General features: G+C 65.5%; 21 protein-coding genes. 5 read left to right on the plus strand and 16 right to left on the minus strand.

Annotated features, from left to right (window positions below; all coding sequences use genetic code 11):
* Window positions 1–13: 13 nt before the first annotated feature.
* Together GGD63_RS14275 and GGD63_RS40590 are read right to left on the minus strand one after the other, a co-directional pair.
* Window positions 14–1,480: an EAL domain-containing protein gene (locus GGD63_RS14275; RefSeq protein ID WP_183242921.1), complete on the minus strand. Its 1,467-nt coding sequence runs from the start codon at window positions 1,478–1,480 to the stop codon at window positions 14–16.
* 142 nt (window positions 1,481–1,622) lie between these two features.
* Window positions 1,623–1,748 carry a hypothetical protein gene (locus tag GGD63_RS40590; RefSeq protein ID WP_283811954.1) on the minus strand — a complete coding sequence of 42 codons (126 nt, stop codon included), beginning with the start codon at window positions 1,746–1,748 and terminating at the stop codon, window positions 1,623–1,625.
* A 159-nt stretch (window positions 1,749–1,907) separates the two neighbouring features.
* On the opposite strand from GGD63_RS40590, the gene GGD63_RS14280 reads away from it, so the two are divergent.
* A complete protein-coding gene (locus GGD63_RS14280; RefSeq protein ID WP_183242923.1) occupies window positions 1,908–2,747 on the plus strand; it encodes a class I SAM-dependent methyltransferase in 840 nt (279 codons plus the stop codon).
* Window positions 2,748–2,794: 47 nt separating this feature from the next.
* Here GGD63_RS14280 and GGD63_RS14285 read toward each other — a convergent pair whose 3' ends face one another.
* The 7 genes from GGD63_RS14285 to uvrC all read right to left on the minus strand — a co-directional run bounded on the left by GGD63_RS14285 (window position 2,795) and on the right by uvrC (window position 9,097).
* The gene (locus GGD63_RS14285; protein WP_183242925.1) at window positions 2,795–3,925 is read right to left on the minus strand and encodes a YihY/virulence factor BrkB family protein; all 1,131 of its coding nucleotides are present in this window, start codon (window positions 3,923–3,925) and stop codon (window positions 2,795–2,797) included.
* 1 nt (window position 3,926) lies between these two features.
* Window positions 3,927–4,514 (minus strand): phage holin family protein, encoded by a 588-nt coding sequence (locus GGD63_RS14290; protein WP_183242927.1) that lies wholly within the window; start codon window positions 4,512–4,514, stop codon window positions 3,927–3,929.
* 89 nt (window positions 4,515–4,603) lie between these two features.
* Entirely contained in the window at window positions 4,604–5,563 is a 960-nt protein-coding gene (gene prmB, locus GGD63_RS14295) for a 50S ribosomal protein L3 N(5)-glutamine methyltransferase (RefSeq protein ID WP_183242929.1), read from the minus strand.
* Window positions 5,563–6,045 carry a molybdenum cofactor biosynthesis protein MoaE gene (locus GGD63_RS14300; RefSeq protein ID WP_183242931.1) on the minus strand — a complete coding sequence of 161 codons (483 nt, stop codon included), beginning with the start codon at window positions 6,043–6,045 and terminating at the stop codon, window positions 5,563–5,565. Before GGD63_RS14300 ends, prmB begins: the two co-directional genes overlap by 1 nt.
* A 4-nt stretch (window positions 6,046–6,049) precedes the next feature.
* Window positions 6,050–6,301, minus strand: a complete 252-nt coding sequence (moaD, locus tag GGD63_RS14305) for a molybdopterin converting factor subunit 1 (RefSeq protein ID WP_183242933.1) — start codon at window positions 6,299–6,301, stop codon at window positions 6,050–6,052.
* Window positions 6,298–6,915: a CDP-diacylglycerol--glycerol-3-phosphate 3-phosphatidyltransferase gene (gene pgsA, locus GGD63_RS14310; RefSeq protein WP_183242935.1), complete on the minus strand. Its 618-nt coding sequence runs from the start codon at window positions 6,913–6,915 to the stop codon at window positions 6,298–6,300. Before pgsA ends, moaD begins: the two co-directional genes overlap by 4 nt.
* A 121-nt stretch (window positions 6,916–7,036) precedes the next feature.
* Window positions 7,037–9,097 carry an excinuclease ABC subunit UvrC gene (gene uvrC / locus GGD63_RS14315; protein WP_183242937.1) on the minus strand — a complete coding sequence of 687 codons (2,061 nt, stop codon included), beginning with the start codon at window positions 9,095–9,097 and terminating at the stop codon, window positions 7,037–7,039.
* A gap of 248 nt (window positions 9,098–9,345) precedes the next feature.
* Here uvrC and GGD63_RS14320 point away from each other — a divergent pair, with 248 nt between their 5' ends.
* On the plus strand, window positions 9,346–9,969 hold the full coding sequence (locus GGD63_RS14320; protein ID WP_183242939.1) for an outer membrane protein: 624 nt from the start codon (window positions 9,346–9,348) through the stop codon (window positions 9,967–9,969).
* A gap of 69 nt (window positions 9,970–10,038) precedes the next feature.
* On the opposite strand, the gene GGD63_RS14325 is transcribed toward GGD63_RS14320, so the two are convergent.
* The 4 genes from GGD63_RS14325 to GGD63_RS14340 form a co-directional block, all read right to left on the minus strand.
* A complete protein-coding gene (locus tag GGD63_RS14325) occupies window positions 10,039–10,254 on the minus strand; it encodes a cold-shock protein (RefSeq protein WP_008544396.1) in 216 nt (71 codons plus the stop codon).
* A gap of 251 nt (window positions 10,255–10,505) precedes the next feature.
* On the minus strand, window positions 10,506–11,366 hold the full coding sequence (locus GGD63_RS14330) for a 23S rRNA (adenine(2030)-N(6))-methyltransferase RlmJ (RefSeq protein WP_183242941.1): 861 nt from the start codon (window positions 11,364–11,366) through the stop codon (window positions 10,506–10,508).
* A gap of 159 nt (window positions 11,367–11,525) precedes the next feature.
* Complete coding sequence (locus tag GGD63_RS14335; RefSeq protein ID WP_183242943.1) at window positions 11,526–12,218, minus strand: ribonuclease T2 family protein; 693 nt, start codon at window positions 12,216–12,218, stop codon at window positions 11,526–11,528.
* Between the two features lie 132 nt (window positions 12,219–12,350).
* Window positions 12,351–12,812: a hypothetical protein gene (locus tag GGD63_RS14340; RefSeq protein ID WP_183242945.1), complete on the minus strand. Its 462-nt coding sequence runs from the start codon at window positions 12,810–12,812 to the stop codon at window positions 12,351–12,353.
* Between the two features lie 182 nt (window positions 12,813–12,994).
* On the opposite strand from GGD63_RS14340, the gene GGD63_RS14345 reads away from it, so the two are divergent.
* Both GGD63_RS14345 and GGD63_RS14350 read left to right on the plus strand, forming a co-directional pair.
* Window positions 12,995–13,288 (plus strand): hypothetical protein, encoded by a 294-nt coding sequence (locus tag GGD63_RS14345; RefSeq protein WP_183242947.1) that lies wholly within the window; start codon window positions 12,995–12,997, stop codon window positions 13,286–13,288.
* Between the two features lie 44 nt (window positions 13,289–13,332).
* Window positions 13,333–13,866, plus strand: a complete 534-nt coding sequence (locus GGD63_RS14350) for a DUF3617 family protein (protein ID WP_183242949.1) — start codon at window positions 13,333–13,335, stop codon at window positions 13,864–13,866.
* A 180-nt stretch (window positions 13,867–14,046) separates the two neighbouring features.
* Here the strand turns inward: GGD63_RS14350 and GGD63_RS14355 are convergent, their stop codons facing one another.
* The 3 genes from GGD63_RS14355 to GGD63_RS14365 are packed head-to-tail and all read right to left on the minus strand — an operon-like array spanning window position 14,047 to window position 16,721.
* Window positions 14,047–15,432 carry an ATP-binding protein gene (locus tag GGD63_RS14355; RefSeq protein WP_183242951.1) on the minus strand — a complete coding sequence of 462 codons (1,386 nt, stop codon included), beginning with the start codon at window positions 15,430–15,432 and terminating at the stop codon, window positions 14,047–14,049.
* Window positions 15,433–15,450: 18 nt separating this feature from the next.
* On the minus strand, window positions 15,451–16,182 hold the full coding sequence (locus tag GGD63_RS14360; RefSeq protein WP_130365415.1) for a response regulator: 732 nt from the start codon (window positions 16,180–16,182) through the stop codon (window positions 15,451–15,453).
* On the minus strand, window positions 16,179–16,721 hold the full coding sequence (locus GGD63_RS14365) for a MarR family winged helix-turn-helix transcriptional regulator (RefSeq protein ID WP_183242953.1): 543 nt from the start codon (window positions 16,719–16,721) through the stop codon (window positions 16,179–16,181). The genes GGD63_RS14360 and GGD63_RS14365 overlap by 4 nt, the downstream gene beginning before the upstream one ends.
* A gap of 339 nt (window positions 16,722–17,060) precedes the next feature.
* Here GGD63_RS14365 and GGD63_RS14370 point away from each other — a divergent pair, with 339 nt between their 5' ends.
* A complete protein-coding gene (locus tag GGD63_RS14370) occupies window positions 17,061–18,143 on the plus strand; it encodes a branched-chain amino acid aminotransferase (RefSeq protein WP_183242955.1) in 1,083 nt (360 codons plus the stop codon).
* The last annotated feature ends 9 nt before the right edge of the window (window positions 18,144–18,152 follow it).

Consider the following 18,152-nt stretch of genomic DNA (forward strand, 5'->3'; position numbering starts at 1 on the left):
TGCGTGCGGCCGATCAGATGCGGCGCGCGAGCGCCGCGTTGCCGGTGATGCGCTGGGGCGGAGGCGCCGAAGACGTCGCGCCTGAGCTTTGTGTGCCGGAGCCATTGGGTCCCTGAGTGTCCTGCGCCTGGTTCGGCGAGGCCCCGCCGGTAGCAGATGCCCCCTCCGGCCGCAATGGCCGGGGCGGCGCGAACAGGAACCCCTGGCCGAACCGCACGTCATAATCGAGCAGATCGACCACGGCGCGCTCGCCTTCGATGCGCTCGGCGATCAGGTCGATGCCGAAGCGGCCGAGCAGGTCCGAGAGGTCGGACGGATGGATGTCGGAGGTCGAGGCCTGCCGGGGGTCGAGCAGCAGTGTGGCCGGCACTTTGATGAAGCGCACGCCGCGGTCGGCGAGCTCGCGCGGCTCGATCCTGAGATCCGTGACATGGTCGATCGAGAAGCGGAAGCCGCGCTGGGCGAGCGCCGCGAGGTTCTCGGTCTCCGCGGGGCCGAGATTGCGGAAGGTCGACTGCTTGAACTCCAGCACCAGCGACGGCGCCAGCGCCCGGTTGGCCTCGAGGAAGTCGAGGCATTGCGCGAAAGTGGTGGAATTGCCGAGCGTGGAGGCCGCGACATTGCAGAACACGCCGACGTCCTTGTTGCGCACCATCAGGCGCCGCAGCACCTGCACACAGCGCAGCATCACCATGTTGTCGATGCGCCCGATCAGCCCCGAGGCTTCGGCGATGCTGATGAACTCCTCGGCGGCGATCAGCTGGTCGCGCTCGTCGCGCACCCGTGTCACGGCCTCGTAGAACCGCACCTTGCGCTGCGGCAGCGTCACCATCGGCTGGAGGAAGATGTCGATGCGGTTCTCGTCGATCGCGTTGCGCAGCGTCGCCAGCAATTGGGTCTGGTTGCGACCGCTGGCGATCTGGGCCTGAACCGCCGCTGCCGGCCGCGGCTGCACCGCGGGAGGTGCGGGGGGAAGCGGCGGCGCGGCCGGTCGCTCCTCGAACGGTGCGATCAGGTCGATCGGCGCTTCCGCCTCCGGTCTTGCCACCGGCGCTGCCGCAGGTCCAGGAGTTGCACCAGCCAGCAGGTCCTCATGAGCCGACACCGTGGAAGCGAGCTGCCTGACCAGCCCGCCGAGCTCGTTGATTTCACCGACCACCGACTGGATGCGGTCGGAATTGGTCGAATTGGACGAGGCGATGCGCCCCTCGGCCGCCGCCAGCCGGCGGCCGAACTCGGCCACCTGGCGGGCGAGGTCGGCGGTGCCGCGGGACAGATCGGCGATCTGCCCGCCGACGTCGCTGCGGTCGCGCAGCCGCATCGACACCGCATTGTAGAGGATCAGGAAGGTCAGCGCGGTCAGCGCCACTATCGCGGATTCGGTTCCGCTGATGCCGGCGACCGCGTAGAGCACCAGCCCGAGCGAAGCCGCGACCAGAACCATGCAGATGGCGATGAAGATCGTCGAAATGCGAATCATGCCGCGCGTTACGCCTCAAGAGCTGACTGCCTCACCCGGGAAAACACGGGCCAGTGCGCGAACCCGCCGCGCCTCATGCTCCCCCAAGCCGCACGAGCTTAACATCATTGTTGATTCGAGGGGATAGCGCCTGTTCGAGCCTTCAATCGAGGCCAGCCCGGCGAAAGCCTTCGAGGTAGCGCTCGCGGTCACTGGCGAGCTTGATCGGCATGAACTCGACGATCCAGGCGAGCGAGACGTTCGGTTGGGCGCGGCGCAGTTCCCTCAAGGTCCGCCGGGGCGATCTCGCGATACCCGGCCATGCCGGCGGCCGCCTCGGCTCCCGTTCGGAAATCAAGGCGCTCTCAGCGTAAAATAACGCCGCTCTCAAGGCCAGCGAGCCGCATGCGCCCTATCGTCCCGGCATTTTCAACCGCAGGAGATTGCCATGTCGACATCCGCCGCGCTCAAGCCAGCCGCAGCCCAACCTGATCTTGCCGCCGTCAAGCAGCGCCAGCACGGCGCCTGGTCGTCGGGCGACTACGCCGTCGTCGGCACCACCTTGCAGATCGTCGGCGAACAGCTCTGTGAGGCACTCGACATACGCGCCGGCAGCAAGGTGCTGGACGTCGCCGCCGGCAACGGCAATGCAACGCTGGCCGCGGCGCGGCGCTGGTGTGACGTCACATCCACCGACTACGTGCCGGCGCTGCTCAAGCGTGGGCGTGAGCGCGCGGCGGCCGAACATCTCGTGATCGAATTCCGTGAGGCGGATGCCGAAGCGCTGCCGTTTGCCGACGCCAGCTACGACGTCGTGCTCTCGACCTTCGGCGTGATGTTCACGCCGGACCAGGACAAGGCGGCTTCCGAGCTTGCCAGGGTGTGCAGGTCCGGCGGCAAGATCGGTCTCGCCAACTGGACGCCGCAAGGTTTCATCGGCCAGCTGTTCAAGACCATCGGCAAGCAGCTGCCGCCGCCGGCCGGGGTGAAGTCGCCGGCATTGTGGGGCACACGGGCGCGGCTTGAAGAGATGTTTGCAAGCCAGGCTTCCGAGATCGCCGCCGAGCCGCGCATGTTCGTGTTCCGCTATCGCTCGCCGGAGCACTGGCTGGAAATCTTCAAGACCTTCTATGGGCCCACGCTGAAGGCGTTTGCCGCGCTGGACGAGGCCGGCCAGGCCGCGCTGAAGCGCGATCTGCTGGCGCTGCTCGGCGAGTTCAATCATGCCGACGATGGCACGATCGTCGTGCACAGCGAATATCTGGAAGCCGTGATCACCAGGCGCTGATACACGCGAGATGCGGTCAGGCCGGCTCCCGGCCTGATCGCCACCAGTCAGAATGGCGCGGTGGCGCCGACCGTGTCGGCCGAGACGGCTTCGCGGCTGCCGAGCGGCTTGGGGCGACCGGTCGTCGTGTCCCGCAGGGTCTGCCGTTCGATCTCCGAGTTCAGCTCGGCGCCGAACATGATGACGACCGCAGACATCCACATCCACATCATCAGGCCGATCGCCGCACCGAGCGAGCCGTAGGTCGCGTTGTAATTGGCGAATTCCGAGAGATACCAGGACAGCAGCGCCGAACCAGCGATCCAGAGGAGGGCGGCGGTCACCGCGCCGAGGCTCAGCCATTGCCATCGCGGCGAATCGCGACTGGGCGCGAAGCGGTAGAGGATCGCGAGCGCCACCAGCAGGATGAGGAACAGCAACGGCCATCGTGCCAGCGCCACGATCAGCTTGCTCTCGGGCGCCATGCCGAGATGGTTGAGTGCGAGCGGAAAGGCGACGACGGCGCCCACCATCAGCAGCAGCGCCACGATGCCGCCGACGGTGAAGGCCAGCGACACCATGTTGAGCTTGATGAAGCTGCGCTTCTCGCGCTCCTCATAGGCGACGTTGAGAGCGTCGAAGATGGCTTTGACGCCGGCATTGGCGCTCCAGATCGCGAGCAAGAGGCCGACCAGGAAGGTGAGGCCGAGCGTTGCATTGCCGTGCGAGACGACACGTCCGACCTGGTCTTCGACGATCTGGAATGCCCCCTCGGGCAACATCATTGCGAGCGTTTGCAGATTGTCGGTGATGGTCGAGGGATTGGCGAACAGTCCGTAGGAGGAGACCAGCGCGGTCACGGCGGGGAAGATCGCGAGCAGTCCGAAGAACACGACGCCGCCGGCGGTTGCCAGCAGGCGATCATCATCGATGCGCTGATAGGTGCGCCAGAAAATATCCTTCCACCCCGCCCAGGGGATCGCGAACGGGCTCTTCGCACGACGTCCGCGGCCGGGCTGTACGGCCGCGCGCGCCGGGTGGGTTTCCGGTGAATTCGCCTCTTGCTTGCGGTGGTCCGGCGGAGGTCCCGGCCGGATCAGGCCGGAGTCCTGGAAGTAGCGTTCCGCCATGAGCACGAAGACGGCGGTGGCCGCCACCAGCAGCCAGCTGTCGATTGGCTCGGAGCGCCGTACCAGCATCTCACGTCTCCAGCCTCTGCCCGTGGCGTCTCCGGCGCGCTGCGGTGACACACAGCAGCCCGACCGCTGCGAGCATCAGGCCAAGCTGCACGGGCCGGTTGGTGCGGGCTGGCCAGCCTCTGTTGCCATGGCCGCGTTCGCCCGGCGCGAGCGGCGCCAATGGAATCGTCGTCGCCACCTCCTTCACGGCCTCCTTGACCGTTCCGCGCGGGATCCGCGGCGTTGCGACCGCCACGCGCAGACGGCTCGCGAGCGGCACGATCGGCTTGGGCTTGCGCCTCATCTGCGCCATCGCCACCCCGGCACAGACCGCAGCCAGCAGCAGCAGCACTGTGCCGACGGCACCAAAACCCCAGAATTGCCCGTAGCTGATGGCGATCCAGCGGTACAGGGCGATCAGCCCGACGAAGAATGCTGCGAGAACGAACAGGCCCGCGCCCGCGAACAGCCCGCCGGCCACCGCGTACGACGTCACCTTGCCGGTGGCCTGGCTGGCCTGGTCACGCAGATAGGATTGAGCGGCGCGTTTGACGTGATTGAGCTTGAGCGCCATGCCGGCGCGCAGCAATTCGCCCGATGGCGCGAGCATGCGGACATCCTCCGAGAGCGCGACAATGCGTCGGGGATGAACGTGGCCGAATTTGACTTGTTCCGTCGAAGTCGCGCGGCCGGGGCGGATCAGCCGAGATCGGCCGCGGCGATCCAGAACACCTCGCCCTCGGAGTCTTCGGTGTCGAGCCAAAGCAGCGGCAGTTCCGGAAAGGCCTCGTCGACCAGTTCGCGGCCGCGGCCGATCTCGCAGATCAAGCCGCCGCCGGGCGTCAGATGATCGGGCGCATCGCGCAGGATCTTCCGCACCACGTCGAGACCATCAGCACCGCCGTCGAAGGCGAGCTTTGGCTCGGCCCGGCATTCCGGCGGCAGCGCGGCCATGCCTTCGGCGTCGACGTAAGGCGGGTTGGTGATGATCAGGTCATACCGCGCATCGCCGAGCGGGGCGAACAGGTCGCCGCGATAGAGCGTGATCCGGTCCTCGAGCCCGTAGTCCGCGACATTGCGCGCGGCGACTTCGAGCGCGCCCTTGGAAATGTCGACGGCATCGACCACAGCGTTCGGAAAGTGATGCGCGGCGAGGATCGCAAGGCATCCCGATCCCGTGCAGAGATCGAGCACGCGCTCGACCGCGGTGGGGTCGTCGATCAGCGAGCCGGGTCCGCCCTCGCCGCCGAAATGCGAATCCAGGAGCTCGCCGATGAAGGAGCGCGGAACGATGACGCGCTCGTCGACATAGAAGGGCAGGCCGCGCATGTAGATCTTGTTGACGAGATAGGCGGCAGGTTTGCGGGTGGTGACGCGCCGATGGATGAGGTCGAGGACGGTCTTGCCCTCCGCGGCGGTGACGCGCGCGTGGGCAACGCCCTCGAACTGGTCGGGAGTGAGATGCAGCGCCTCGCAGATCAGGAAAACGGCTTCCGCAACCGGGTCGGTCGTGCCATGGGCAAAAGCGAGCTTCGCCTCGACGAAGCGGCTCACCGCATAGCGGACGAAGTCGAGCAGCGTGAGAAGCTCGCCGGGCCCCACTTTCGCAAGCTTCGGCGCGGCGCGGCCGCGCGCGGTCCTTTTCGCAGCTCTTGCCATCAGGATTTGGTCCAGCGTGCGGCGGCCTCGTCGTCACGGGCCTGGGCCTCGACCCAGCCGGTGCCGGTGGCGCTCTCTTCCTTCTTCCAGAACGGGGCGCTGGTCTTGAGGTAATCCATCAGGAACTCGGCCGCCTGGAATGCGGCCTCGCGATGCTGCGAGGCGGTGAGCACCAGCACGATGTTCTGGCCGGGCATGAAGCGGCCGACGCGGTGGATCACCGTGACGCCGTTGAGCGGCCAGCGCGAGATGGCCTCGTCGGCATGGCGCCTGATCTCTTCCTCGGCCATGCCGGGATAGTGCTCGAGCGTGAGCGCGGCGATCTTGGCGCTGTCGTCGTCGGCGCGGCAGATGCCGGAGAAGCTCACGACCGCGCCGATGTCGGTCCGGCTCTTGGTCAGGACCGCGATCTCGCGCGCGATGTCGAAATCGTCTTCCTGGATACGGATGGTGACGGGGCAGCTGGTGACAGGGGTGGTCATGAGCCTAGCCGCCGGTCATCGGCGGGAAGAACGCGATCTCGCGGGCACCCGCGATCGCGGCGTCCGGTTTGACATGGGCATGGTCGATCGCGGCGCGGATCACCTTCGGCTTCTCGAACGCATACGCATAGGCCTCGCTCCGACCGGACAGCCAGGCGATCAGCTCCTCCACGGTGCGCACGGTCGCCGGCGGCTCGATGGTCTCCTCGGCCTTGCCGACGCGCTCGCGTACCCAGGCAAAATACTTCACCTTCATCCCTCATCCTCCTTGATGAGGTGATGGATGCCGGCGCGGAAATAGTCGTAGCCGGTGTAGATGGTCAGGATCGCCGAGGCCCACAGCAGTGCCAGTCCGATCATCGTGACGACGGGCGCCACCTCGTCGCCGGCAGGTCCCGCGAGCAGGAAGCCGATCGCGACGAGCTGGACCGTGGTCTTCCACTTCGCAAGCTTGGTCACGGGCACGCTGACGCGGAGCGCGGCGAGGTATTCGCGCAGACCCGAGACCAGGATCTCGCGGCACAGGATCACGATGGCGGCCCACAGCGACCAGCCGTGGATGATGCCGTCGGCGGCCAGCATCAGCAGGCAGGACGCAACCAGCAGCTTGTCGGCGATCGGGTCGAGCATCCGGCCGAACGCCGATTGCTGATTCCAGATCCGCGCGTAATAGCCGTCGAGGTAGTCGGTGACCGCAGCCGCGATGAAGATGGCGACCGCGAGCCAGCGCAGCCAGAGCGGCTGATCCAGAATCGACTGCGCATAGATGCATCCGACCACGACCGGGATCGCGGCGATCCGGCCATAGGTCAGGATGTTGGGGAGGGACATCGCGCGGCTGGTCGTCCCTCGTGTCGTGGCGATGTTCATCCGTCCTACCAATACCGCTCAAGGCTGAAGGTCAACCGTCCCGCTCACAAATGCGGTGCGGGATGCGACGACCTTATGACCATGGCTCCCCTTAATAGCTCCCCTTGGGTCCCCTTGTAGTTCACCCCGGCTGGGGATGGAAATATTCGAAAATCCTGCGGGCGCTTTCGGCGCTCACCCCCGGAACCTTGCCGAGATCGGCGATCGAGGCCCGTTCGATCTCCTTCAGGGTTCCGAAATGGTGCAGCAAGGCACGTTTGCGTGACGGGCCGATGCCCGGAATCTCCTGCAGGCCGGCCTCGCGGATGTCCTTCTTGCGCAGCTTGCGGTGCGAGCCGATGACGAAGCGGTGGGCCTCGTCGCGCAGGCGCTGGATGAAATAGAGCACGGGATCGCGTGGCTCCAGCTTGATCGCCTCGCGCTCCGGCATGAACAGGGTTTCGCGGCCGGCATCCCGGTCCGGCCCCTTGGCGACCGACATCAGCGACACCTGGGTCAGGCCGAGATTGGCAAAGATCTCGCGCACCGCGTTGAGCTGGCCACGGCCGCCATCGATGATCACGAGGTCGGGCCATTGCGGGAAGTCGTCGTCCCTGGCTTTGGCCGCACTCTCCTCGGGCGGATTGATCAGGCGCTTGAAGCGCCGCTCCAGCACCTCGCGCATCATGGCGAAGTCGTCGCCCGGCGTGATCCCTTCCGACTTGATGTTGAACTTGCGGTACTGGTTCTTCACGAAGCCGTCGGGGCCGGCGACGATCATGGCGCCGACCGCGTTGGTGCCCTGGATGTGGCTGTTGTCGTAGACCTCGATGCGCTTGGGCGCATGCGGCAGGCTGAGCGTCGCGGCCATGGCCTCCAGCAGCCGGCTTTGCGTTGCGGTGTCCGCGAGCTTGCGGCCGAGCGCCTCGCGCGCATTGGTCAGCGCGTGGGTGACGAGCTCCTTCTTCTCGCCGCGCTTGGGCGCGGTGACCTCGACCTTGTGACCGGCCTTGATCGAGAGCGCGTTGGCGAGCAGCTCGCTCTCCTCGATCTCGTGCGAGAGCAGGATGTTCTTCGGCGGCGGCTTGTCGTCGTAGAACTGGGCCAGGAAGGACCCCAGCACTTCCTCCGGCGTGAAAGTCTTTTCCGCGCGCGGGAAATAGGCGCGGTTGCCCCAGTTCTGGCCGGTGCGGAAGAAGAACACCTCGACGCAGGAGAAGCCACCCTCCTGGTGGATGGCGAACACGTCGGCTTCCTCCACCGTGCGCGGATTGATGCCCTGCTGCGACTGGATCGCCGACAGCGCGGCGAGACGGTCGCGGTAGAGCGCCGCGCGCTCGAACTCGAGCTCGCTTGAGGCCTTCTCCATCTCGCCGGCGAGCTCCTGCTTCACCGCGTGGCTCTTGCCGGAGAGGAAGTCGCTCGCCTCGCGCACCAGCGTTGAATAGCCGCCGAAATCGATCTCGCGGGTGCAGGGGCCGGCGCAGCGGCGGATCTGATAGAGCAGGCAGGGCCGGGTGCGGCTCTCGAAGAAGGAATCGGTGCAGGACCGGATCAGGAACGCGCGCTGCAACGCCGTGATGGTGCGGTTGACCGCACCGGCGGAGGCGAACGGGCCGAAATAGCGCCCGGGCCGCGTCTGCGCGCCGCGATGTTTCAGGATCTGCGGCGCCCAATGGTCGCCGGTGATCAGGATATAAGGAAACGACTTGTCGTCGCGTAGCTGCACGTTGAAGCGCGGCCGAAGCTGCTTGATCAGGTTGGCTTCCAGCAGCAGCGCTTCGGTCTCGGTGTTGGTCGAGACGATCTCCACCGTCACGGTGGCTGCGATCATGCGCAGGATGCGCGCCGGCTGCGGCGCGCTCTGGCGCGCGTAGTTGGACAGGCGCTTTTTGACGTTCTTGGCCTTGCCGACATAGAGCACGTCGGCATTGGCATTGAGCATGCGGTAGACGCCGGGCGAGGTCGGGGCGAGCCGGACCGCGCGCTCGATCGCCTCGTGGCCGGTCGCCAGCGGCTCTTCGCCGACCGCGCCGCTCTCTTCGAGGATATCGGGCAGCAGCGCATCGTCCTCGTCGTCGCCGCCCGTGGTGGCGGGATCGACGTCCGGCGCCGCCAACCCCGCGGGCGGCGTGTCGTTCGCAGCGGCCTGCGGCGATTTGCGCGCGCGGTCGTCCGGATTGTCGGTGGAATCGTGAACCATGGGGCGAATTTAGGTGCTGGGGGTGCCGATTTGAAGTTCCGGCCGTGCTGCACGCACAGGATGGCGGTGCAGTTCCCGGTAACGCTTGCTTAAGCCTGTTAAGCGCGCGGTAACCCGGATTAACAGCGCTTTAACTTAAAACTCTCGATAAATCCTGCGCGAAAGGTTCTTGGTTCCGTAACCACGCGGTTTTGCCTCGCGCGCGGCGGCGCAGGCATCGCGGGTCGGCAGTTGCGTTGGAGAGTGTGATGAAGAGGTTCGTTCTGGGCGCGGCCGCGTTGGTTGCCGCCGGCTGGACAGCTTCGGCAGAGGCCGCCGACATGAATTATGGAGGGCGCGCACCCTATACCGTCAACCAGCCGCTCAATGCCTATAGCTGGGCTGGTCCCTATCTCGGCGGCAACATCGGCTATGAATGGGGCTCGGTCGACAACAACCCCGCAAAACCGTCCGGTTTCGTCGGCGGCGTCCAGGCCGGCTACAATTTCCAGAACGGCCCGTGGGTCTTCGGTGTCGAGGGCGACATCCAGGCCGCGGGCGCCGACGACACCTTCGCGCCGTGGAAGTTCTCCAATCCGTGGTTCGGCACGCTGCGCGGCCGCGCCGGCTATGCCTTCAGCAACGTGCTGTTCTACGGCACCGCTGGCCTCGCTTTCGGCGAGCTGCGCGCGCAGACCTTCGGCTGGACCGAGTCGCACACCACCGCCGGCTGGACCATCGGCGCCGGTGCGGAAGTGGGCCTCGCTCCGAACTGGAGTGCCAAGCTCGAATATCTCTACATCGACCTGTCGACGAGCCAGTTCGCAATTACCGGCGTGTCGAACGGCTACAGCGCCAGCGTTGTGCGCGCAGGCGTCAACTATCACTTCTGATAGCTGAAGAAGAAAATACCGGACCACAGCCTCCCGGCCGCTCGCGGCCGGGATTTTTTTCAGGGCACGCTAGGAAAGGATGACCAGGTTGACCGCCTTCGGTCCCTTCCCCTTCTTGTCCGGCTCGACTTCAAAAGTGATGCGCTGTCCTTCGGCAAGGTCCTTCAGTCCCGCCCGCTCCACAGCAGTAATGTGAACGAAAACATCGCGACCGCCGTCATCCGGCTTGATGAAACCGTAGCCGCGCTCGCCGTTGAAAAACTTGACCGTTCCCGTCATGGCCATCGGGAAACTCCCCCTCATTGCTCCTCCGCCGCGACGCAGACTCACGTCACGACATGACCGGGCCTTACGGAGCCCGGGAGCTGGCCATCCTTGAGCGGGCCTCACCGGCCCGGTCGGATCTTTCTTAGGCCTTCACTCCGCCGCAACCATTCGCGGAAGCGGAACGTAAAGCCAGTCACAGAAACAGCATAATACGGTTCTCTGCGGATTGACTACCGCTACTGCATATTTTTCCCAAGAATGCCGGAGTGTTACGGCTTTGGTATCTCTAATCGGAATCTGGCAGCGCCGCCCTGGCCGAGCGGCATCTCCAGTTCGGGCAGGATCGTTTTGAGCTCGCCGTGCAGCGTGTAGGGCGGATTGACGATCAAAAGTCCGGTGGAAGTGAGGGGCCCGCCGTCGAGTTGCGGTGCGGCGCTGAATTCGAGGCGCAGGCATTTGCCCGGTGGTTTTGCTGCGGCAGCGAGCCGCGCCACTGATTGCGCCAGCGTGTCGGTGGCACGTCGGTTCTTGGCGGGATACCAGATTACATAGATACCGGTCGGCCATTTCGCGAAGGCTGCCGAGAAGGCTTCGCCCAGCCGCTCAAACTCGTCCTTTGCCTCGAATGGCGGATCGATCAGCACGAGACCACGGCGCTCTTTCGGTGGGACAAAAGCCGGTAGCGCGACCCAGCCGTCGAGATCGACCACGCGAGCCTGCTCGTCGCGGCGCAGCACGTCGATCAGTGCCTTGCGGGCCTTCGGCTCGAGCTCGCAGGCGACGAGGCGGTCCTGCGGCCGCAGCAGGCCGCGCGCGATCAGCGGCGAGCCCGGATAAGCCCTGAGCTCGCCCTTCGGATTGAAGGCGCGGACAATGTCGAGATAGGGCTTGGTCAGTGCGATGGTCTCGTTCGACAGGCGCGCCTGCATCAGCCGCGCGATGCCGGTCAGCCACTCGCCGCCGCGGCGCGCCTCATCGCTTTCGAGATCGTAGAGGCCGGCCCCGGCATGGGTGTCGATGACGCGGAACGCCCCCGGCTTGTCCTGCAGATAGGTGATGATGCGCGCCAGCACGATGTGCTTGATGACATCGGCGAAGTTGCCGGCGTGGAAGGCATGGCGGTAGTTCATGCCGGAGAGTTACGACATCGCGCGATGAAAGTAACTGCTGTCATTCCGGGGCGGTGCGTCAGCACCGGGCTATGGTGCGCAATTGCGCACCTGAGAATCTCGAGATTCCGGGTCTGGTGCTAACGCACCATCCCGGAATGACGATGAAAGTCTTGCGCCTTACCCACCCCTGATCGGCGGCATCGTCACCTGGTCGCGGCGGCAGGCGCGGCGCTCGATCTCGTCGCAGGCGCGGAATTGCAGATCCTTGCTGAGGCAGATGCGGACCTCGGACAATCGCGTCCGGTTGCAGGTGACCGAGACCGCGGCGCTGCTGAGACCCGGATTGGCCTTGATGAAGGCCTCCTCGACGTCAGCAGGCGCCACGGTCTTGGCCTGCGACAGATCGAGATACTCGGCCGGGATCTTGATCGCGGCGCGCGCTTTGCGGATCGTCTCGAAATAGCTGCGGTCGGCGAGGCCCGAGCAGGTGCCGTGCTTGTCCCACTCGTTGAAAATCAGGCCCGGCGCCGGCATCAAATCGAGCATCGAGGAGACGATGCTGCGGCTCAGCCGCGGCGCCGGCCGCTGACAATATTCGGGGAAGCCGTTCTCGTATTGCGGCCAGAGCCCGTGCACCACGAAGGCGTAGGGCCGGCCGCCGCATTGCATCTGCGAGCGGCCGCCACGCTCGGCCGCCTCCTCGCAGAACGAGGGCGACCACGACAGTGACAGCACATAGAAATCGAATTCGCCCGGCGCGTTCTGCCGCTTGTCCTGCGCCTTCGCGCCGCCGGCGAGCACCGCCAGCCCGGCGGCAAAGGCGAGTGAGATCACGAGACGGGAGAACGAACGCAATCTGGAATGAAACATGGCGACGCCCCTCAACTAGACTGTGCAAGCGAGCCTAGCAGGCGATGAGAACATTTCAAGAACAAATTTCGGGCGCCGAACGTTCGGCCGCTTGATCGGCCGAATCAGGGCCTTCGAATCAGGGCCTTCGAATCAGGGCTTGGCGGCGCGGCAGGCCGGGTTGTAGGCCCAGTTGCGATCGAGCCCGACCACGCACCATTCGACGCCGTTGCCGTAGCCGGCAAAGCCGCCATCCTCGATGATCGAGAAATGCACCTTGCGCACCTTGCCGTCCGTGAGCATGGCCTCGCCGGTGCAATAGCGGCGCGGGATGTTGTCGGACTGCCAGGGCCGGAACGCGACCTCGCGAACGGCCGAGAAGCCGGTGATCTTCAACGAGGAATTCCAGAACGAGCTTTCCTTCTCCCAGAACTGGGTGGCGATCGTCGGCAGCGCCCTGTCGCAATCGGCAACGGCGCCGTCATAGCGCGGCCCGCTCAGCCAGAAGTTCAGCTCCAGCGGATTGGCGGCCCGGGCCTCACCGAGCGACAGCGCCCCGAACATGAGGCCGAGCACGGCGGCGAAGCGGAGCGATTTCAGGGAGGGGGCGCGCATGGGCAATCCGGACAGCTGGGTCTTGCGAAGGTCGGACGGTGCCGCGAAGGCCGGAAGAGGTCAAGTGCAGCGCGGCAACACTTCGCCACGAGTTGACGAGAAGGTCGCGGCCGGCAGGCCTCGGTTCTTTTCACTTTGGTCCCGGCACCGTAAACTGGCGCCAGCCAATTGGAGTGACGGGAATGCGAATCATTGCGGCCGCGGGCCTTCTTGCCTTGGGTATGATGGCGAGCCAGTCGGCGCGCGCCGATATCCTTCCGGTGCCTCCGTTCAAGGGCAACGACACCGGCGGTATCATCGCCTATTCGATGGCGACCCAGGTCGATGCGCGGCAGGTCGCGGTCGATCATTGCGCGCGCTACGGCAAGGTCGTCAAATTCCTCGGCGTGCAGGCCTATGAGGGCGGTTACATCTCATTCTCCTGCCGCTGGGTGCCCTATGGCGCCGCCGATCGGCCGATCCGCACGCTGTACTGAGGCGTTGTCGTAAGCACAACCTCTCTCAGCCGGGAGCCTCTCATATGACGCGCAAACTCGCTTTGCTCGGCTCGACCCTTTGCGTCGCGTTGTCAGCAGCCAGCGCCTCTGCCGACGACCTGCCGGTGCGCAAGGCCGGTCTCTGGGAAATGAAGATGGTCAGGAGCGGCGGCTCGGCGATGCCCGAGATGACCATGCAGCACTGCACCGACGAGACCGTCGACAAGGAGATGAGCAACAACGTCTCGCCGATGGCCAAGCAGATCTGCGCCAAGCGGGACATCAGGAAGACCGCAACCGGCTATGTCAGCGATTCCGAATGCAGCGTCGCCGGCATCAGCACGACCTCGCACGCCGAGATCACCGGCGATTTCAACTCGGCCTACACGGTGAAGACCACCTCGCACGCGCAGGGCGGCGCCGCGGGCGCTACGGGGCGCGATACCGCCGTGACGCTCGAAGCCAAATGGCTCGGCGCCTGCAAGCCGGACCAGAAGCCCGGCGACATCGTAATGCCCGGCGGCTTCAAGATGAACGTGCGCGACATGGACAAGCTGAAGGCGCTCTTGCCGAAGTAGCTGTAGCTCGGATGATCTTTCCCTCTCCCCTTGCGGGAGAGGGTGGCTCGCCGCATAGCGGCGAGACGGGTGAGGGGTATCTCTCCGCGCGTGACTCTCTCGCTGTTGAATTCGTGGAGGCAACCTCTCATCCGACGCTTCGCGCCATCTTCTCCCGCAAGGGGAGAAGGAAGATGGCGCCTACACCGGAATCCTCACGCTCGCCCTCAATCCCCCCATCGGGCTGTCACCCAGCGTGATGTCGCCGCCATGGGAGCGGGCGATGTCGCGGGCGATGGCGAGGCCAAGGCCCGTGCCGCCTTCATCCTGGTTGCGGGCGTTATCGAGCCGCAGGAACGGCTTGAACACTTCTTCGCGCAAGTGAACGGGAATGCCGGGGCCGTCGTCGTCGATGGTGACGGTCAAATAACGGTGATCGCGCTGGCCGGTGATGGCGATGCTCTTGCCGTAGCGCGCCGCGTTGGTGACGAGGTTGGCGAGGCAGCGCTTGAACGAGGCCGGTTTCACCGTCACCACGGGCAGGCCGTTGAACGCCACGGTCGCGGTGTGGCCGTGGCGCTCGGCGTCGCTGCGCAGCTCCTCGAGCGCCTGCGCCATGTCGGTCGGCTGCGACTGCTCGCCGGAATCGCCGCGGGCAAACGCAAGGTAATCCTCCAGCATCATCGACATCTCGTCGACGTCCTTGCGCATGCCTTCGAGCTCGGGGCTGTCGCCGATCAGCGCCAGCTCGAGCTTGAAGCGGGTCAGGATGGTGCGCAGATCGTGGCTGACGCCGGCGAGCATCGCGGTGCGCTGCTCCATGGTGCGCTCGATGCGCGACTTCATCTCGAGGAAGGCGACTGCCGCACGCCGCACCTCGCGCGCGCCGCGCGGGCGGAAGTTCGGCGCCTCGCGGCCCTTGCCGAAACTCTCGGCGGCATCGGCAAGCCGCAGGATCGGCTTGATCTGGTTGCGCAGGAACAGCACCGCGACGATCAAGAGGATCGAGGACGTGCCGACCATCCAGAACAGGAAGATTTCCGAGTTCGAGGCGTAGGCGGCGCTGCGCTGTGCGAACACGCGCATCACGGTGTCGTCGAGCTGGATGCGGATCTCGACGAGGTTGGAGCGGCCGACCGTGTCGATCCAGAACGAGCGGCCGATCTGGCGGCCGAGCTGCACGGACAATGTCTGGTCGAGCAGCGAGAAGAACGGCTTGGGGCCGGGCGGCGGCATGTCGCCGGGGGGCAGGAAATCGACCACCAACTGCAACCGCTGCCCGATGCTCTTGAGCTGCGCGCGGTCCTTATCCTGCGGATAGCTTTTGTAGACGTCGATCAGCGCGGCAATGTCCTGCACCACCGCGGCAGACAGTCGCCGTGTCACAGTGTTCCAGTGCCGCTCCATGAACACGAAGGCGACCACGGTCTGCAGGATCACCATCGGCACGATCATGATGAGGAGCGCGCGGGCATAGAGGCCGGTCGGCATCCAGCCCTTGAACGCATTGCCCATCCAGCCATTGGCGGCCGAAACGCGGCCGGCGGCGCTTTTCAGAAGCGTCAGGCCGGTATCGATCGTGCTCATCTAGCGCGCTTCACTGCTTTATGGCGAGGCCACCAGGCGGTAGCCGATGCCGCGCACCGCCTGCAGGAACAGCGGATTGGCGGGGTCCGTCTCGATCTTGCGCCGGAGGCGGTTGATCTGCACGTCGACGGCGCGCTCGTTGACGCTGCCATTGCCGGTCAGCGCGCTGCGCGGCACGGTTTCGCCCGGAGTTTCCGAGAGAATGCGCAGCATCTCGCGCTCGCGATCGGTGAGGTGGATGACCTCCTCGCCCTGGCGCAATTCACCGCGATCGAGATGGTAGACGTAGGGACCGAACGCGATCTTCTCGACGGTCGTGGCCTGTGGCGGCGGCGCTGCGCGCTTGAGGATGTTGTTGATGCGCAGCGCAAGCTCGCGCGGCTCGAACGGTTTGGCAACGTAATCGTCGGCACCGATCTGGAGGCCCTCGATGCGGGCTTCGGCCTCATGGCGCGCCGTCAGCATCACGATCGGCACCGAGGAGGAGGTCCGGATGAAGCGGGCAAGGTCGAAGCCGGTCTCGCCGGGCATCATGACGTCGAGGATCAAGAGGTCGAAATGCAGCCCCAGCAGTTTCGAGCGCGCATCGCCAGCGCTTGCTGCGGTGGTGACGCGATAGCCCTCGCTGGCGAGAAAGCGCGAGAGCAGGTCGCGGATGCGGCGGTCGTCGTCGACCAGCAGCAGATGCGGGGCATCGTCGGCGGGTTGCACCGGCGGACGGGCGAGCGTGGCTGCGAGCGGCACGGTCACTCCTTCGAGTCTTGATTGTCGGAGGCGAAGATCGTCTCGAGCACCTTGTCCGGATCGTCGCGGTCGATCATCGCGCGCAGGAAGCGCTTGACCGTCTCGGCGTCCTGCGGCGCCATCTCGGCAAGCGCCTTGGTGATCCGCGTGGTCTGGAGGCCCGCGAGCTTCTGCACCAGCGCCTCGCCCTTCGGTGTGGCATAGAGCAGGCGCTGGCGGCGGTCATTGTCGCCGGTCTTCTGCACGATATAGCCCTCGTCCAGGAGCTGCTTGAGCACCCGGCCGAGCGACTGCTTTGTGATGCGCAGGACGTCGAGCAGGTCGGCGACCTTCAGGCCCGGATAGCGGTAGACGAAGTGCATGACGCGGTGATGGGCCCGGCCGAAGCCGAACGCCTCCAGCTCCTGGTCGGGATCGCCGACGAAATCGCGATAGGCGAAGAACAGCAGCTCGATGATATCCCAGCGCAAATTGCCTCCATCGCCTGCGGCCGGCTTGGCCCCGGCGGCATCTTGAGGGGGAGTCGCGAAATTTATGTCAGGCATATTGACGTATCTTGGGTTCAATGTTACAAAACGATCAACCCGTACGAAATTTTAGATCGTTTCGCGCCGGGTGGCATCGTAGCAGGGCGGCCGGAGAGAGCCGGACAGGCGGCGACGGCCGAAGCAGATCTACCGTACGATTGTCGAGCGGCATTTCGGCAAAACATACTGGACTTCCGTCTTCCGCAAAAGCATGTCCTCGGCGACATGCTGGCCACGGAAACCGGCCGGAACAAGGCTGGCGGCGGTCCGGCGAGAAACCCAATCAAGCCAGCCGGGCCCGAAACGGGCAGGCGGGCGCCAGAAACAGCGCCGCCAGCGACAGCGGGAGGCAAGGACATGAGCATGAAATTCGACATCCAGCCCGCATCCAATCCGACGTCCGAAAAGGACCGTATCGCCAAACTGGTGGACCCTGGTTTCGGGCGGGTCTTCACCGACCACATGGCGGTCGTCCGCTACAACCAGGCCAAGGGCGGCTGGTACGAGGCCCGCGTCGAGGCACGCGCCAACTTCCAGATCGATCCGGCCGGCGCGGTCCTGCACTACGCGCAGGAGATTTTTGAAGGCCTCAAGGCCTACAAGCGCGACGATGGCGGCGTGAACCTGTTCCGCCCCGATGCCAATGCGCGGCGCTTCAGGGACTCGGCCGACCGCATGGCGATGGCGCAGCTGCCGGAGGACGTCTTCATCGAGGCGGTCGAGCAGGTCGTGCGCATCGACCGCGCCTGGATGCCGGGCGGGGAGGGCAGCCTTTACTTGCGCCCCTTCATGATCGCGAGCGAGACTTTCCTCGGCGTCAAGCCGTCGTCCGAATACATCTTCGCGGTGATTGCCTCGCCCGTTGGCTCATACTTCAAGGGCGGGCCTGCGCCGGTGTCGATCTGGGTCTCCGAGAACTACACGCGCGCTGCGATCGGCGGCACCGGCGCGGTCAAATGCGGCGGCAATTATGCCGCGAGCCTGCGCGCCCAGGCCGAAGCGATTCAGCACGGCTGCGATCAGGTCGTCTTCCTCGATGCGGTCGAGCGCCGCTATATCGAGGAGCTTGGCGGCATGAACGTCTTCTTCGTGTTCGACGACGGCTCGCTCTCGACGCCGCCGCTCGGCACGATTTTGCCGGGTATCACCCGCGACTCCATCATCACGCTTGCCCGCGACGCGGGTAAGACGGTGCGCGAAGAACCCTATTCGCTCGATCAATGGCGCAAGGATGCGGCCTCGGGCAGGCTGAAGGAAGCGTTTGCCTGCGGCACCGCCGCCGTGATCTCGCCGATCGGAAAGGTGCGTTCGGTGAGCGGCGATTTCGAGATCTCGGGCGGCGCTGCCGGCCCCGTCGCCATGGGCCTGCGCAAGCAGCTCGTCGACATCCAGTACGGCCGCACCAACGATCCGCACAACTGGATCCGCAAGGTGTTTTGATTCCTTGTG

Source organism: Bradyrhizobium sp. cir1 (genome assembly GCF_014198245.1).
Lineage (GTDB): Bacteria > Pseudomonadota > Alphaproteobacteria > Rhizobiales > Xanthobacteraceae > Bradyrhizobium.

What these genes read in the sequence shown, in the direction of transcription:
- GGD63_RS14325 (WP_008544396.1), bottom strand. Translation starts at nt 10,254, where the DNA reads ATGGCCATGACGGGAACGGTCAAGTTTTTCAACGGCGAGCGCGGCTAC.
- prmB (WP_183242929.1), bottom strand. Translation starts at nt 5,563, where the DNA reads ATGGCAAGAGCTGCGAAAAGGACCGCGCGCGGCCGCGCCGCGCCGAAG.
- uvrC (WP_183242937.1), bottom strand. Translation starts at nt 9,097, where the DNA reads ATGGTTCACGATTCCACCGACAATCCGGACGACCGCGCGCGCAAATCG.
- GGD63_RS14345 (WP_183242947.1), top strand. Translation starts at nt 12,995, where the DNA reads ATGCGAATCATTGCGGCCGCGGGCCTTCTTGCCTTGGGTATGATGGCG.
- GGD63_RS14330 (WP_183242941.1), bottom strand. Translation starts at nt 11,366, where the DNA reads ATGAACTACCGCCATGCCTTCCACGCCGGCAACTTCGCCGATGTCATC.
- GGD63_RS14280 (WP_183242923.1), top strand. Translation starts at nt 1,908, where the DNA reads ATGTCGACATCCGCCGCGCTCAAGCCAGCCGCAGCCCAACCTGATCTT.
- GGD63_RS14340 (WP_183242945.1), bottom strand. Translation starts at nt 12,812, where the DNA reads ATGCGCGCCCCCTCCCTGAAATCGCTCCGCTTCGCCGCCGTGCTCGGC.
- GGD63_RS14335 (WP_183242943.1), bottom strand. Translation starts at nt 12,218, where the DNA reads ATGTTTCATTCCAGATTGCGTTCGTTCTCCCGTCTCGTGATCTCACTC.
- GGD63_RS14300 (WP_183242931.1), bottom strand. Translation starts at nt 6,045, where the DNA reads ATGACCACCCCTGTCACCAGCTGCCCCGTCACCATCCGTATCCAGGAA.
- GGD63_RS14285 (WP_183242925.1), bottom strand. Translation starts at nt 3,925, where the DNA reads ATGCTGGTACGGCGCTCCGAGCCAATCGACAGCTGGCTGCTGGTGGCG.
- GGD63_RS14275 (WP_183242921.1), bottom strand. Translation starts at nt 1,480, where the DNA reads ATGATTCGCATTTCGACGATCTTCATCGCCATCTGCATGGTTCTGGTC.
- GGD63_RS14290 (WP_183242927.1), bottom strand. Translation starts at nt 4,514, where the DNA reads ATGCTCGCGCCATCGGGCGAATTGCTGCGCGCCGGCATGGCGCTCAAG.
- GGD63_RS14320 (WP_183242939.1), top strand. Translation starts at nt 9,346, where the DNA reads ATGAAGAGGTTCGTTCTGGGCGCGGCCGCGTTGGTTGCCGCCGGCTGG.
- GGD63_RS14370 (WP_183242955.1), top strand. Translation starts at nt 17,061, where the DNA reads ATGAGCATGAAATTCGACATCCAGCCCGCATCCAATCCGACGTCCGAA.
- moaD (WP_183242933.1), bottom strand. Translation starts at nt 6,301, where the DNA reads ATGAAGGTGAAGTATTTTGCCTGGGTACGCGAGCGCGTCGGCAAGGCC.
- GGD63_RS14355 (WP_183242951.1), bottom strand. Translation starts at nt 15,432, where the DNA reads ATGAGCACGATCGATACCGGCCTGACGCTTCTGAAAAGCGCCGCCGGC.
- GGD63_RS14365 (WP_183242953.1), bottom strand. Translation starts at nt 16,721, where the DNA reads ATGCCTGACATAAATTTCGCGACTCCCCCTCAAGATGCCGCCGGGGCC.
- GGD63_RS14350 (WP_183242949.1), top strand. Translation starts at nt 13,333, where the DNA reads ATGACGCGCAAACTCGCTTTGCTCGGCTCGACCCTTTGCGTCGCGTTG.
- pgsA (WP_183242935.1), bottom strand. Translation starts at nt 6,915, where the DNA reads ATGAACATCGCCACGACACGAGGGACGACCAGCCGCGCGATGTCCCTC.